Below are 14,326 nucleotides of genomic sequence, written 5' to 3'. Positions count from 1 at the left end.
ATCTCGCACCGCGAGACCGGCCCACCGCGCCGTGTGAGACGTCACTGCTGGTTGTAGAAGCCCGTCTCGGCGATCCGGCGACGCTCCTCGGCGGAGACGTCGACGTCGGCGGGTGAGAGCAGGAACACCTTCGTGGCGACCTTGTCGAACGAACCACGCAACGCGAACGCGAGGCCCGCGGCGAAGTCGACGAGGCGCTTGGCGTCGGCGTTGCTCATCTCGACCAGATCCATGATGACGGGCGTGCCTTCACGGAAGCGCTCGCCGATCGTGCGCGCCTCGCTGTAGTCGCGCGGACGCAGCGTGGTGATGGTCGACATGGGGCCCCCGTCGTCGAGTGCGGCCTGGCGGCGGTCGGACACGCGCGGTTCGGCGTGACGGGGCTCGCTGCGACGCAGCTCCGAGTGCGGGTCCATGCGAGTGTCCATCGCGAGGGCGCCGCGGGTGGAGGTGCGCATCGCGCCGCCGGAGCGGGATCCGCCACCGGAGCGCGACGACAGCGGCGCCACCCGAGCACTGTGCCGGGGCTCGGGACGCTCGTAGTCGTCGTCCTCGTCCCGGCGACCACCGACGAACGCCGGCTCGGCGTAGTCGCGATCGGCGTAGTCATGGTCGTCCATCGATTTTCCGTATCCGCCACGCGACGACCGGGATGCGACGGGCGCATCCGTGTCGTCGAGGTAGTCGTCCTCGAAATCGTCGAGTGGGACCATGCCGAAGTAAGCCTTGAACTTGTGCAACGTGCTCATCGGTCGACCTTCCTGGCGTGGCGGTGTGGCTGGTACTCGTGTGACTGGAGTAAGTCCATGGTGACGATGGTGTTCATGTCGTCAAGGCGAGGTTATCGGCCGTGGACCGAGGATTGCGGTTCCGACACGCACACACGTGGACCCGTGTCGGACAGCCTCTTCCAGGTCGCCCGTCATCCCGGCCGAGAGTCCGGTCGCGCCCGGATGCGAGGCGAGGACCTGCGTGTGAAGACGCTGCAGATCCTCGAACGACGCCTCGGCGTCCGCACCCAACGGGGGCACCGCCATGAGCCCGGCGAGTCGCAGACCCGAGGTCTCGGACACCTGTGCGGTGAGTGCCTCCAGGTCTTCGCGGTCCACGCCTCCGCGATGCGTGTCACCGTCCAGACTCACCTGCACGTAGACGTCCAGATCCGCAGTCCTGTCACCGTTGTCCACCGCACCCGCGACCGCCTTGCCGAGCGCGGTGACCAGACGGTCGGTGTCCACCGAGTGGATCGCATGTGCCCAGGCGGCAACAGCTTTCGCCTTGTTGCGCTGCAGGCGGCCGATCATGTGCCAGCGCACACCGTCGGTGCCGATCTCGGCGACCTTGGGAGACGCGTCCTGCTCGCGCGACTCGCCGAACTCGGTGCACCCGAGCTCGCGCAGCAGTGCGACGTCGGAGGCCGGGAAGAACTTGGTGACGGGAAGCAGGGTCACGGAATCGGGTGCGCGATCCGCGGCCGCACAGGCGCGCGACAGCCGATCACGGACCTCGGCGAGATGGTCCGCGAGATACGTCCGCCGATCGTCCGGCGCGGTCACGAGGTCGTGTCCATCCACACGACACCGGCGTGCCGCCCCGTGGGCGACCCCCGGCGGTGGCTGAACAGCGAACGGTCCGTGATGGTCTCGCGCGGATCGGCGGCCACTCCGGCGACGCCGGCCTCGAGCAACTGGCGACGCAGGCCCGCCCGGATGTCGAGACCGGGTGTGCCCTTGCGAGTACGCGTCGCACTGCCCGGCAGGTGGGTCTCGACGTCGATCTGCATGGTGCGGGGCACCTCGTAGTCGTCTCCCCCGGCCGCCGGGCCGAGGAACGCCTCGATCCGGGAGACGGCGGCGCCCGCGGCCACCATGGCGTCGAGAACGCGCGGGACGATGCCGATCCGAGCACCGACGCGGCCGGCGTGAACGGCGGCGACGACGCCCGCGGCATCGTCGGACAACAGGAGCGGCACGCAGTCGGCGGCCAGGACGACGAGCGCGAGGTCGCGCTGGGTGGTGACGAGGGCGTCGGTGGCCTCGACCGGTCCGGCGACCGGTCCGTCCACCGTCGCGACGGATCGACCGTGTATCTGGTCCATCCACACGAGACGCTCAGGAGACAGACCGATCTTCTCGGCGAGACGACGCCGATTGGCCTCCACGTGCGCCGGGTCGTCACCGACGTGATCACCGAGATTGAAGGAATCGTAGGGCGGTTCGGACACGCCTCCGGCGCGTGACGTCGTCACGCGCCGGACACGGTAGCCGCGGTCGGAGATGCTCACCGACGCATGAAGGAGGGCACGTCCACGTCGTCGTCGCCCTCGTCCTCCACCCGGACGGGATGTCCGGTGGCACGCGCGGCGCGCTCGCCGATGGGGGGAAGAGACGAGGACGGCGCGTCGCGGAAGACGGCGGGACCGTCGTCCTCGGTACGCGTCTCGCCCGCGCGAGCCGTTCCCACGGTGGCGCTGCGAGACTGACTCTGCGGTGCCTCGATGGGGCGACGGGCCGGACCGCTGCCGTCGAAACCGGCGGCGATGACGGTGACGCGCACCTCGTCGCCCAGCGAATCGTCGATCACGGTGCCGAAGATGATGTTGGCGTCGATGTGCGCGGCCTCCTGCACCAGCGATGCCGCTTCGTTGATCTCGAACAGACCGAGATCGGATCCGCCGGCGATGGAGAGGAGCACTCCGCGTGCACCCTCCATGGACGCCTCGAGCAACGGCGAGTTGATGGCCGACTCGGCCGCCTTGATGGCGCGCCCCTCGCCGCGCGAGGACCCGATGCCCATGAGGGCGCTGCCCGCACCGGACATGACGCCCTTGACGTCGGCGAAGTCCACGTTGATGAGGCCGGGAGTGGTGATGAGGTCGGTGATGCCCTGGACACCGTTGAGCAGCACCTCGTCGGCGGAGCGGAACGCGTCCATGAGGCTGACGGCCGCGTCGCCGAGCTGCAGCAGCCGGTCGTTCGGGATGACGATGAGGGTGTCGCACGACTCGCGCAGACCCTGGATGCCGACGTCGGCCTGACCGCCGCGTCGCTTGCCCTCGAAGGAGAAGGGCCGCGTCACCACACCGACGGTGAGGGCGCCGAGCTTGCGCGCGATGCTCGCGACGACGGGGGCTCCACCGGTGCCGGTACCGCCACCCTCGCCCGCGGTGACGAACACCATGTCGGCACCCTTGAGCACCTCTTCGATCTCGTCCTTGTGATCCTCGGCGGCCTTGCGGCCCACCTCGGGATCGGCACCCGCGCCGAGGCCTCGGGTGAGTTCGCGACCGACGTCGAGCTTGACGTCGGCGTCCGACATGAGCAGCGCCTGCGCGTCCGTGTTGACCGCGATGAACTCGACTCCCTTGAGTCCCTGCTCGATCATGCGGTTGACCGCGTTGACGCCGCCGCCGCCGATGCCGACGACCTTGATTACGGCGAGGTAGTTGTGCGGGGGCGTCATGGGCTCTCGCCTTCCGTGGTTGGTGTGCATGATGCAGTCGAGGCAAACCCTCAACCTGAACCATAGGTTCATAGTTATGTCAAGTGATCGACTGGGTGAAACGCTAGAGACACCGCTCGGCGGGTTCCATTAGGCGCGCCGACACGCGCAGGAAAATTATGTGGGACGTCACCGTCACCGAATGGTCGGCAGATCCGGACTCGACACGTCGTAGGTCTGACCCGGCTGAGTGAGCAGTGGCAGAGCGATGGACGCCTTGTACTCCGTGTCCTCACTGCTCCCCCACACCACGACCCGGCCGTCGTACAGCGTCAACGACACCGCCGAGATGGTCGGCGCGTCGATCTGTGCCACCTGCGATCGCAGCGGACCGGGCAGCGCGGTGAGCACCGACAGGGCCGCACGGGTCTCGAGGTTGCCGAAGGACGGGCTGGCCACCACCATGCGCACCACCCCGGGCGGGGGCGGTTCCACCGCGAAGTCGACGGCCTCGGCGTCCATCAGATGGGTACCGTCCGCCGCGTCGAAGAAGACGACGGGAACGCGCTCCTCGACCGTGACCCGCACCGTGGACGGGTACACGCGCTGGACCCGGACCGACGCGACCTTCGGGATGGCGGCGACCCGCGCCGCGGCAGCATCCGTGTCCACTCTCGGCAGGGGTGTCCCCTCCGCGACCTGCAGCGTCTGCACGACCTGCTCGCGCGAGACCGCGGCGTTGCCGTTCACCTGCACGGAGGAGACCGCCCACAGCGGACCGAAGTACGACACCGCCACGAAGGCGACCGAGGCGACGAGCGCGAGAAGGATCAACAGCTTGCCGCGGCGACCGACACGCGGTTCGCGCGCCGGCGCCCGCGTCGACGTGCGCGACCGCGTCGACCGCTCCGCACCGACACGACGCGGTGTGGCCGCGGGTCGGGTGCGGCCGGTACCGCGCGCGTTCACGGTCTGTCGTCCTGCCATGTCACGTCCCGAACTCAGCGCCGCGCCGGGGTGGAGCGGAGAGCGTCGAGGATCTGGCTTCCCAGCATGGTCACGTCGCCTGCGCCCATCGTCACCACGATGTCGCCGGCGACACACAGGTGCGCCACCTGACGCGGCACCGCGGACAGATCGGGCTGGTAGTGCACCGGCTTGGTCACCGACCGGGCCACCGTCGCTCCGCTGACACCGGGAACCGGCTCCTCGCGCGCGCCGTAGACGTCGAGCACGACCACCTCGTCGGCCAGATCCAGGGCGGCCGCGAACTGGTCCGCGAAGGTCACCGTGCGCGAGTACAGGTGGGGCTGGAACACGACGATCACGCGACCGGGGGTCGCGGTGTCCGCGGTGCGCACCAGGTCCGCCGCGGCACCGAGCACCGCGCGGACCTCGGTGGGATGGTGGGCGTAGTCGTCGAACACGCGCACGCCGCGCTCACGGCCCTGCAACTGGAACCGTCGGTGCACACCGGCGAACCCGGCCAGCCCCTCGATGATCTCGTCGACTCCGGCCCCGGTCTCGCGCGCGGCGACGATGGCGGCCAGCGCGTTCAGCGCCATGTGCCGGCCGGGCACACCCAGGCGCACGGTGCGGGCACGGTCCTCGCCGGCCAGCCGGAACTGCACCACGCCGCCGGTGTCCTCGGGCTCCCACCCGAGCAGCGTCGCGGACACCTCGGCGCCGTCGACCTGCGCGTCCTCGGAGCCGTACGTCAGAACCCGCACACCGTCGGTCGCCTTCGCGGCGACCCGACGCGCCAGCTCCCGCGACCCGGGGTCGTCCGTGCACACCACCAGGGCACCGCCGGCGGACAGACGAGCGGCGAAATCGTCGAACACCTGGACGTAGGCGTCCTCGCTGCCGAAGTAGTCGAGGTGATCCGCCTCCACGTTGGTGACGACGATGACGTCGGGGTCGTACTGCAGCAGCGACCCGTCGCTCTCGTCCGCCTCCGCGACGAAGACCTCGCCAGTGCCGTGATGAGAGTTGGTTCCCGCTTCGTTCAGCTCGCCGCCCACGGCGAAGGACGGATCCGCACCGCAGTGCTGCAGCGCGACGACGAGCATCGACGTGGTGGAGGTCTTGCCGTGCGTCCCCGACACCAGGACGGTGCGGAAACCCTTCATCAGCGAGGCGAGCACGGCCGGACGCAGGAGGACGGGCACACCACGCTCGGCGGCCGCGACCAGCTCCGGGTTCGTCTTCGGGATGGCCGCGTGCGTCGTGACCAACGCCGTCGGGCCGCCTTCGAGCATGTCGAGCGCCGACGCGTCGTGCCCGATCCGTATCTGGGCACCGCGGGCGCGCAGCGCCTTCACGCCACGACTCTCCTTGGCGTCGGAGCCCGACACCTGGCCACCGCGCGAGAGCAGGATCCGGGCTATCCCCGACATGCCCGCTCCCCCGATGCCGACCATGTGCACGCGCTGCAGTTCGGGCGGCAGGGTCGCGTCGACGGTGTGTCGCGTCATGCCCGACCACCTCGTCCGGCGACCTCGAGAACGATGCGCGCGACCTCCGCGGCGGCGCCTCGATGACCCGCGCCCGCGGCGGCCGCACTCATGGCCGACACGCGATCGGGATCGGTCAGCAGCGACACCACGTCGGTGGCCACGAACTCCGGCGTGAGGTCGGCGTCGGCGATCACGACACCACCGCCGGCCGCGACGATCGGGCCCGCGTTGAGTTCTTGTTCCCCGTTGCCATGGGGCAAGGGTACGTAGAAGGCGGGCAGACCGACGGCCGAGACCTCCGCGACGGTCATCGCGCCGGACCGGCACACGACGGCATCGGCGGCAGCGTAGGCGAGGTCCATGCGGGTCAGGTACGGCACCGCCACGTAGGGGGCGTCCGGATCGGCCGTGGCGACGTCGAGGGTGTTCTTCGGGCCGTGCGCGTGGAGCACCGACACGCCGGCGGCCGCGAGCGCGGCCGACGCGCCGGACACGGCGAGGTTGAGCGAGCGGGCGCCCTGCGACCCACCGAACACGAGCAGCACGGGACCGTGCTGCGGCAGTCCGAAGTGCGCACGCGCCTCGGCGCGCAGTCCGGCGCGGTCGAGCTCGGTGATGGTCGGCCGGACGGGGATGCCCACGATCTCGGCCTCCGACGACCCGCGGCCGTGGATCCCGGAGCCGGCGACGGCGGCGAGGACTCTCGTCGCCACGCGGGCGCCCACCTTGTTCGCGATACCGGCGCGCGCGTTCGCCTCGTGCACGATCACGGGCACCGTGCCGCGAGCGGCGAGGTAGGCCGGCAGCGCGACGTACCCGCCGAAGCCGATCACCACGTCGGCGTCGACGTCGCGCAGGACCGCACGCGTGGCGCGGACCGATCGCACGACGTTCGCCGGCAACGCGAACAGCGACCGGGTCAGCTTGCGCGGCAACGGCACCGGCGGAACGAGCGCCAACTCGTAACCGCGAGCGGGCACCAGCGTCGTCTCGAGCCCGCGTTCGGTTCCGAGTGCCGTCACCCGTATCGACGGGTCCAGCTCCCGCAGGGCGTCGGCCACCGCGAGAGCTGGTTCGATGTGTCCCGCCGTGCCGCCGCCGGCGACGACGACGGACACGCCGGAAGAGCCTGTCACCGGTGATGTCTCCGTTCTCGTGATCGTGCGTCGCGGGCAGCGGCGCTGCGTGCCATGTCCGCGGCGCCCCGTCGGGGATCCCGCGCGGACGGGCGTCCGGACGAGTGTCGCTCGGGAGCGGGGCGTGCCGCGCGGGACTCGGACTCGCGTCGTCGCGCCTGTGGCGGCAACGCCTGGCGCGCAGCGGGTCCCGCCACCCCCGGTCGGCCCGGACCACGCGGTCCGCCTCGCGCCTGCGACGCCTTGACCGGCGAGTAGGGCTCGGGCACCGGCAGTCTGAGCAGTCTGCCGAACTTCCCGTCGTGACCCGACGAGAGTGCGGCCACCGCCTCGGGCTCGTGTCGCGAGATGTTGGCGAGCAGCCCGAGAACCAGAAGTGTGATGGCGGTGGACGTTCCGCCCGCGGACACCAGGGGCAACTGCAGTCCCGTCACGGGCAGGAGCCCGATGACGTAGCCGATGTTGATGGCGGCCTGCGCGAGGATCCAGACAGTGAACGTCGCCACCAGGATCTTCATGAACGGATCGGGCACCCGCGCCGCGATGCGCAGGCCCGTGAAGACCAGCAGCCCGAACAGTCCGATGACCGCGATGCACCCGACCAGGCCGAGTTCCTCGCCGATGATCGCGAAGATGAAGTCGTTGTGCGCGTTGGGAAGATAGCTCCACTTGGCTCGGCTCTGACCCAGGCCGAGACCGAACAACCCACCGTCGGCCAAGGAGTACAGCGCCTGCCGCGACTGGTACCCGGTGCCCTGCGGGTCGCTGCCGGGGTTCAGCCACTGCTGGATACGCGCGGAGCGGTACCCAGCCGTCAGGGCGAGCACCACCGCCGCCAGGAAGAGGCCGCCGACGACCGATCCGAACACCTTGACCGGCAGACCCGCGAACCACAGCAGAGCCATGAGGATGATGCCCAGGGCCACGGTGGTACCGAGGTCGGGCTGCATCACGATGAGGAAGAAGATCACCATCGCGGCGGGCACCAGGGGAATCAGCAGACCCTTGAGGTCGGCACGCTCCGCCCGGCGCGACGCCAGCAGGTGCGCGCCCCACACGGCGAAGGTCACCTTCGAGATCTCCGACGGCTGGAGGCCGACTCCGCCGATGGTGAACCATCCGCGGGTGCCCTGCGCGACCGTTCCGATGCCGGGGATCAGCACGAGCACCAGCAGGATCACCGACACCACGAACATCGGGAACGACATCTTGCGCAGGATCCGGATGGGGAGGCGCAGCGCCACGACGAAGAGCACCAGGCCGACCACGGTGAAGATGGCCTGCCGGGTGAACATCGTGTACGCGGAACCGTCCTCGGCGTAGGCCTCGACCGACGACGCGGACAGCACCATGACGAGTCCGAGGATGGTGAGCAGCGCCGCCACGGTGACGATCAGGTGGAAGGACGCGAGGGGCCGGTCCACCCATGTCTCGAACTTCGCGCGGACGGGTCGTCGACGCGGAGCCGTACGGCCGGGGCGGGCGGCGGTGACCGGCTCGGTCACGGGTCCGCCGGCGCGCGACGGGGGTGTCGTGGCGCCGCGGGCCGGGCTCATGCCGGCGTGCCGTGGTCGGCGGTGGGAGCGAGATCGTGCGGGCCGAGGCTCGCGGCGGCGGCGGCGAAGCTGTCGCCGCGGTGCCCGTAGTCCCGGAACTGATCGAACGAGGCGGTCGAGGGTGCCAGGAGCACGGTGGTTCCCGGCTCGGCGCGGCGCGCGGCTGCCCGCACCGCCTGTGCCATCACTTCGTCACCGTCAGTCACATCAGTCGCATCGGCCACTCCAGCATCGTCTCCCGACGGCACCCGATCCACGGGCACATCCGGCGCGTGTCGCCCGAGTGCTGCCGCGATCACGTCGCCGTCCTGGCCGAACACCACGGCACCGACGAGCCGCGGGGCGACCTCGGCGACGAGATCGTCGACCTCCGCGCCCTTGAGCAGACCGCCCGCGAGCCACACGACGCGCTCGCGCGCGAGGATCGACGACCTCGCGGCGTGCGGATTGGTGGCCTTCGAGTCGTCGACGAACAGCACCCCACCGAGCTCACGCACCACGGCGGCGCGGTGCGGTCCGACGCGGAACGACCGCAGACCGGCCGCGATGTGCTCGGCCGAGACCCCGGCCGCGCGCGCGAGCGACGCCGCGGCGAGCGCGTCCTGCAGTCCCGCGGGCCCTGCGGGTTCGATGGCGTCCGTCTCCACCAGCGACTCGGCGTCACCGAACGCGCGGTCCACGATCGTGCCGTCCACGACACCGACATCGCCGGCAGCAGGGTCGTGCGCAGTGAACCCGACCGTGATCGGAGCCGCGGCGCGCGCTCGCAGCGTGGACGCGATCGCGTCGTCCAGCCCCACCACGGCGACGTCGCCGTGCAGCGCCTGGAGCTTCGCCTGGACGTAGGCCTCCATGCCGCCGTGCCAGTCGAGATGGTCCTCGGCGATGTTGAGCACCACTCCGGCCGCCGGTCGCACCGACGGCGCCCAGAACAATTGGAAGGAGGACAGTTCCACGGCGAGCACGTCCGCCCGGGGGTCGCGCCGCAGCGCGTCCACGACCGGTACGCCGATGTTGCCGCACGCCGCGGACGCCACTCCCGCCGCGTCGAGGACGGCCGCGAGCATCGACGTCGTCGTGGTCTTGCCGTTGGTCCCGGTGACCACCAACCAGGTGCGCGGCGGCCCGTAGACCTCGGCCTGATCGATACGCCAGGAGAACTCGATGTCGCCCCACACCGGCACGCCGACCGTGAGCGCGGTGGTGAGCAACGGCGAATCGGGGCGGAATCCCGGGCTGGTGACGACGAGGGCGCTCTCGGCCACCGCGTCGCGGTCGGTGGCGATCGCGTCCATCGACACCGTGTCCACGCCGAGATCGGCGCAGGCCTCGAGGGACGACGTGTCCGAGTCGGCCACCGTCACCGAGGCTCCCACCTCGAGCAGCGCGGGAATCACGGCGCGGCCGGACACCCGACCACCGGCGACGAGAACCCGGCGACCCCGGAGGTCGAGCGGTGACGTGAGGGGTTCGCGGGGATCGTGCAACACCACGTCAGTCGCCGATCGCCGAGAGGTACTCGCTGTAGAACAGAGCCAGTCCGACGGCCGACGAGATGGCGGCCAACAACCAGAAACGGATGATCACCGTCGTCTCGGCCCATCCTCCGAGCTCGAAGTGGTGATGGAACGGGGCCATCCGGAACACTCGTCGGCGGCTCGACCGGAAGACCGCCACCTGGATCACGACGGACGCGGCCTCGGCCACGAAGAGCGCACCGATGACGACCATCAGCAGCTCGGTCCGGGTGACGATGGACAGGCCGGCGAGCAGGCCACCGAGCGCGAGCGAGCCCGTGTCGCCCATGAAGATCTTGGCGGGCGCCGCGTTCCACCACAGGAAGCCGATGCACGCACCCGCCGCAGCGGCACAGATCAGGGCCAGGTCGAGCGGATCACGGACGTCGTAGCAGCCGGGTCCCGGACTCGTGGTGCACGCCTGCCGGTACTGCCAGAACGTGATGACGGTGTACGCACCCAGCACCAGGGTCATCGATCCGGCCGCGAGTCCGTCGAGGCCGTCGGTCAGGTTGACCGCATTGGACCAGGCACTGACGAGGAGGTAGCAGAACAGGATGAAGACGATGCCGCCCATGGAGACGGTCGCGATGTCGCGCACGTAGCTCAGCTGGACGCTGCCCGGCGTCAGTCCGCCGGCACCGTTGAACTGCAGTGCGAGGACACCGAAGATCACCGCGGCGAACAGCTGACCCACCAGCTTGGCCGTCTTGTTCAGTCCGAGGTTGCGCTGCTTGCGGATCTTGATGAAGTCGTCGAGGAAGCCCACCACGCCCAGCACCGTCGTCAGACCCAGCACCAGGAGCGCCGACACGGACGGCCCGTCCGCGTCGTAGCCGATGCCGATGAGGTGCGAGCCCCAGTAGCCGGCCCACAGACCGGCGAGGATCGCGACGCCGCCCATGGTGGGCGTGCCGCGCTTGGACTGGTGGCTCGCAGGACCCTCGACCCGGATCTCCTGGCCGAACCCCTGCTTCGAGAACGCCTTGATCAACACGGGCGTCAGCAGGATCGCCACCGCCAGCGCGATACCGCCCGCGAACAGAATCTGTCTCACCGAGTCTCCCCTTGCTCGCTCAGCAATGCCTCCGCGACGGTCCACAACCCCACCGACTGGGACGCCTTCACCAACACCAGGTCACCCGGCTCCACCTCGTCGCGCAGCAGCGCGATCGCGGCGTCGGCGTCGGGAACCAGGTGGGCCTCCTCGCCCCAGGACCCTTCCATGACGGCACCCTGGTACAGGCCGTGCGACGGGCGACCCGTTCCCACGACGATGATCTTGCTGACGGCCAGACGCACCGCGAGACGCCCGATCCGATCGTGCTCGATCACCGACTCGTCGCCGAGTTCGGCCATCTCACCCAGCACGGCCCAGGACCGCCGACCCCTGTCGCGGCCACTGCGCGCCATCGTGACGAGCGCCTTCAGCGCGGCGCGTACCGAATCCGGGTTGGCGTTGTAGGAGTCGTTGACGACGGTGACGCCGTCGGCGCGCGTGCGCACGTCCATGCGCCGGGCCGAGGCGGCCTCCGCGCCCGACAGCGCGGCCGCGACGGTCTCGACGTCCATGCCGCAGTCCAGGCCGACGGCCGCCGCCGCCAATGCGTTGCCCACCTGGTGCTCGCCGTGGACCAGCAGCGACACCGGAGCGCTCCCCGACGGCGTGACCATGGTGAACGACGCGCGCGCGGTCTCGTCGAGGCGGACGTCCAGCGCGTGGACGTCGGCACTGGTGTCCGACCCGTAGGTGACGACGCGAGCGGTGGTCTTCGAGGCCATCGCTGCCACCAGCGCATCATCGGCGTTGAGGATCGCCAGACCACCGGCCTCCGCAGCCGGAAGCGCTTGCACCAGTTCGGACTTGGCCTCGGCGATGTTCTCGCGCGAGCCGAACTCGCCGAGGTGCGCGGTGCCGACGTTGAGTTCCACACCGATCCGCGGCGGTGCGATCGCGGCCAGCGCGGCGATGTGGCCGCGTCCCCGCGCCGACAGCTCGAGGACGAGGAACCGTGTCGAGGCGTCCGCGCGCAGCACGGTCCAGGGATGCCCGAGCTCGTTGTTGAAGGAGCCGGGCGGTGCGACCACGGTGCCCGCACGCTCGAGCACCGCGCGGATCAGATCCTTGGTCGATGTCTTCCCCGAGCTTCCGGTGACACCGACGACGGTGAGATCGCCGGCGGCCAGTTCGGCGACGGACGCCGCGGCCAGCTTCCCGAGTGCGTCCAGAACAGCCGCGCCGGGTCCGTCCTCGTGCTCGACGACGATGGCGGGAACGCCCACCGGCCGCGCTGCGAGCACCGCGACGGCACCGGCGGCGACGGCACCGGCGGCATGATCGTGGCCGTCCACGCGCTCACCGGGCAGAGCGAGGAACAGTCCGCCCTCGGTGATCTTCCGGGAGTCGAACTCGACGCCGGCGGTGATCTCCACGGAGGGATCGGGGACGTCGTGCAGTGTGCCCTCCACGATGTCCGCGACGGCGGACAGGGACAGTCGGATCACATCGAGCCTTTCTGTCGGTCGAGGGCGTCGGCGAGCACACGGCGGTCGTCGAAGGGGTACTTGATACCGCCGACGTCCTGCCCCACCTCGTGGCCCTTGCCGGCGATCAGGACGACGTCGCCGTCCTTCGCCCACTGCACCACGGCGTGGATCGCCTCGTCGCGCGGAGAGATCTCGCGCACCTCGGCGCTACCGCCGACGGCGTCGGCGCCTCGCCGAACGGCCGCGCGGATGGCGGCCGGGTCCTCGGATCTGGGGTTGTCGTCGGTGATGACGACCAGGTCTGCGGCGCGCGCCGCGGCCTCGCCCATCAGCGGCCGCTTCTCGGCGTCGCGGTCTCCCCCGGCGCCGACGACGACGGCGATGCGGCCGTCGGTCTGAGCGCGCAGAGTGGCCAGCACCGCCTCGAGTGCGGCGGGTTTGTGGGCGTAGTCGACGACGGCCAGGAAGTTCTGACCACGCTCGACGCGCTGCATGCGGCCGGGCACGTCGACCTCGGCCATCGCAGCGAGGGCGACCGCCGGATCCACCCCGACCTCCGCGCACACGGCGGCGGCGACCACGGCGTTGGCGACGTTGTAGCGCCCCGGCATCCGGAGTGACGCCGACAGGACGGTGTCCCGTGCGGCGACCTCGAACTGCTGGGTGCCGTCCGGCCCGGACGACCAGGACGTCACCGCCCAGGAGGCCGACCCCTCGGTCGTGGTCGCCACGGTGAGCGGGGCGGCTCGGCCACCGGCCGCCGCGATCTCCGCCATGCGCCGGCCCCACCGGTCGTCGACGCAGACGACGGCGCGATCCGCGCGGACCGGCGAGTCCTCGGCGAACAACCGGGCCTTGGCCGCGAAGTAATCCTCGAAGGTGAGATGGAAGTCGAGGTGGTCCTGCGAGAGGTTCGTGAACGCACCCACCGCGAAGGTGGTGCCGTCGACCCGGCCGAGGGACAGCGCGTGGGAGGACACCTCCATGACGACCGTGTCCACCCCCTGCTCGTACATCGCCGCGAACATCGCGTGCAGATTCGGAGCCTCGGGCGTGGTCAGCGCGGACGGCACCGGTTCGGTGCCGATACGGGTCTCGATGGTGCCGATGAGCCCGGGAGTGCGTCCGGCAGCGCGCAGCGCCGCCTCCACCAGATAGGACGTGGTGGTCTTCCCCGAGGTGCCGGTGATGCCGATGACCGTCATCTTGGCGGACGGCCGATCGTGCACCGCCGCGGACAGCGTGCCGAGGATCGAGCGGGGCTGCGGATGCACCAGGACGGCAGTGCCGTCGGGCACGCCGGAACCGATCATGAGGGCCACACCCTCGTCGTCGGTGACCACGGCGACCGCTCCGCGTTCGAGCGCCTCGCCCGCGAAGGCGGCGCCGTGCGACCGAGCGCCCGGCAGGGCCGCGAAGAGATCGCCCGCCAGGATGCTCTGCGCGCGCAGTTCGATGCCCGTGACGCCGACGTCGTCCGTCGCGTCGACCAGCGCACCGTCGACGAGCACTCCGTGGCGCAGACCGATCTCTCCGGCCAGCTCGGTCGCCGACGTGACCGTGGGCCGCTGCGGGCGGAGAGTCGAGCTGGGCACTTCGAGACGCTCCTCTGCTGTGGTGACGGGCGGACGGTGGGTGTTCGGGCCGGTGCGGTGACTGCCTCGGCGCCGAACATGCGAGTGCCGCCGACCGGTGGTCGGCGGCCGACGCATCAGATTACCGGCGAGTCG

12 protein-coding genes are annotated in these 14,326 nt (G+C 70.6%); all 12 read right to left on the bottom strand.

Translation table 11 applies throughout. The features are described from left to right. Positions 1-41: 41 nt before the first annotated feature. Positions 42-749 carry a cell division protein SepF gene (locus tag ASG69_RS16890; protein ID WP_056445576.1) on the bottom strand — a complete coding sequence of 236 codons (708 nt, stop codon included), beginning with the start codon at positions 747-749 and terminating at the stop codon, positions 42-44. Positions 750-830: 81 nt separating this feature from the next. Next, the gene (locus ASG69_RS16885) at positions 831-1,556 is read right to left on the bottom strand and encodes a YggS family pyridoxal phosphate-dependent enzyme (RefSeq protein ID WP_056445579.1); all 726 of its coding nucleotides are present in this window, start codon (positions 1,554-1,556) and stop codon (positions 831-833) included. Continuing rightward, a complete protein-coding gene (gene pgeF / locus ASG69_RS16880; protein ID WP_056446252.1) occupies positions 1,553-2,278 on the bottom strand; it encodes a peptidoglycan editing factor PgeF in 726 nt (241 codons plus the stop codon). The genes ASG69_RS16885 and pgeF overlap by 4 nt, the downstream gene beginning before the upstream one ends. Positions 2,279-2,280: 2 nt before the next feature. Beyond that, a complete protein-coding gene (gene ftsZ, locus ASG69_RS16875) occupies positions 2,281-3,462 on the bottom strand; it encodes a cell division protein FtsZ (RefSeq protein WP_056446255.1) in 1,182 nt (393 codons plus the stop codon). A gap of 174 nt (positions 3,463-3,636) precedes the next feature. Continuing rightward, a complete protein-coding gene (locus ASG69_RS16870; protein WP_082544518.1) occupies positions 3,637-4,428 on the bottom strand; it encodes a cell division protein FtsQ/DivIB in 792 nt (263 codons plus the stop codon). Positions 4,429-4,442: 14 nt separating this feature from the next. Further along, positions 4,443-5,918 (bottom strand): UDP-N-acetylmuramate--L-alanine ligase, encoded by a 1,476-nt coding sequence (gene murC / locus ASG69_RS16865; RefSeq protein WP_056445582.1) that lies wholly within the window; start codon positions 5,916-5,918, stop codon positions 4,443-4,445. After that, on the bottom strand, positions 5,915-7,036 hold the full coding sequence (murG, locus tag ASG69_RS22895; protein ID WP_056445585.1) for an undecaprenyldiphospho-muramoylpentapeptide beta-N-acetylglucosaminyltransferase: 1,122 nt from the start codon (positions 7,034-7,036) through the stop codon (positions 5,915-5,917). The genes murC and murG overlap by 4 nt, the downstream gene beginning before the upstream one ends. Next, positions 7,033-8,592 (bottom strand): putative lipid II flippase FtsW, encoded by a 1,560-nt coding sequence (ftsW, locus tag ASG69_RS22890; protein ID WP_082544519.1) that lies wholly within the window; start codon positions 8,590-8,592, stop codon positions 7,033-7,035. Before ftsW ends, murG begins: the two co-directional genes overlap by 4 nt. After that, positions 8,589-10,079, bottom strand: coding sequence for a UDP-N-acetylmuramoyl-L-alanine--D-glutamate ligase (gene murD, locus ASG69_RS16850; RefSeq protein ID WP_056446262.1), 1,491 nt, complete (start codon positions 10,077-10,079; stop codon positions 8,589-8,591). Before murD ends, ftsW begins: the two co-directional genes overlap by 4 nt. A gap of 7 nt (positions 10,080-10,086) precedes the next feature. Then, the gene (gene mraY / locus ASG69_RS16845) at positions 10,087-11,166 is read right to left on the bottom strand and encodes a phospho-N-acetylmuramoyl-pentapeptide-transferase (RefSeq protein WP_027505847.1); all 1,080 of its coding nucleotides are present in this window, start codon (positions 11,164-11,166) and stop codon (positions 10,087-10,089) included. Then, entirely contained in the window at positions 11,163-12,614 is a 1,452-nt protein-coding gene (locus ASG69_RS16840) for a UDP-N-acetylmuramoyl-tripeptide--D-alanyl-D-alanine ligase (protein ID WP_056445587.1), read from the bottom strand. The genes mraY and ASG69_RS16840 overlap by 4 nt, the downstream gene beginning before the upstream one ends. Beyond that, on the bottom strand, positions 12,611-14,191 hold the full coding sequence (locus tag ASG69_RS16835) for a UDP-N-acetylmuramoyl-L-alanyl-D-glutamate--2,6-diaminopimelate ligase (protein ID WP_056445590.1): 1,581 nt from the start codon (positions 14,189-14,191) through the stop codon (positions 12,611-12,613). Before ASG69_RS16835 ends, ASG69_RS16840 begins: the two co-directional genes overlap by 4 nt. Positions 14,192-14,326: the final 135 nt, after the last annotated feature.

Source organism: Rhodococcus sp. Leaf225 (assembly GCF_001426145.1).
GTDB lineage: Bacteria > Actinomycetota > Actinomycetes > Mycobacteriales > Mycobacteriaceae > Rhodococcoides.
Note: the sequence above shows the minus strand (reverse complement) of the source record. Positions and strands in the feature narration are given on the sequence as shown.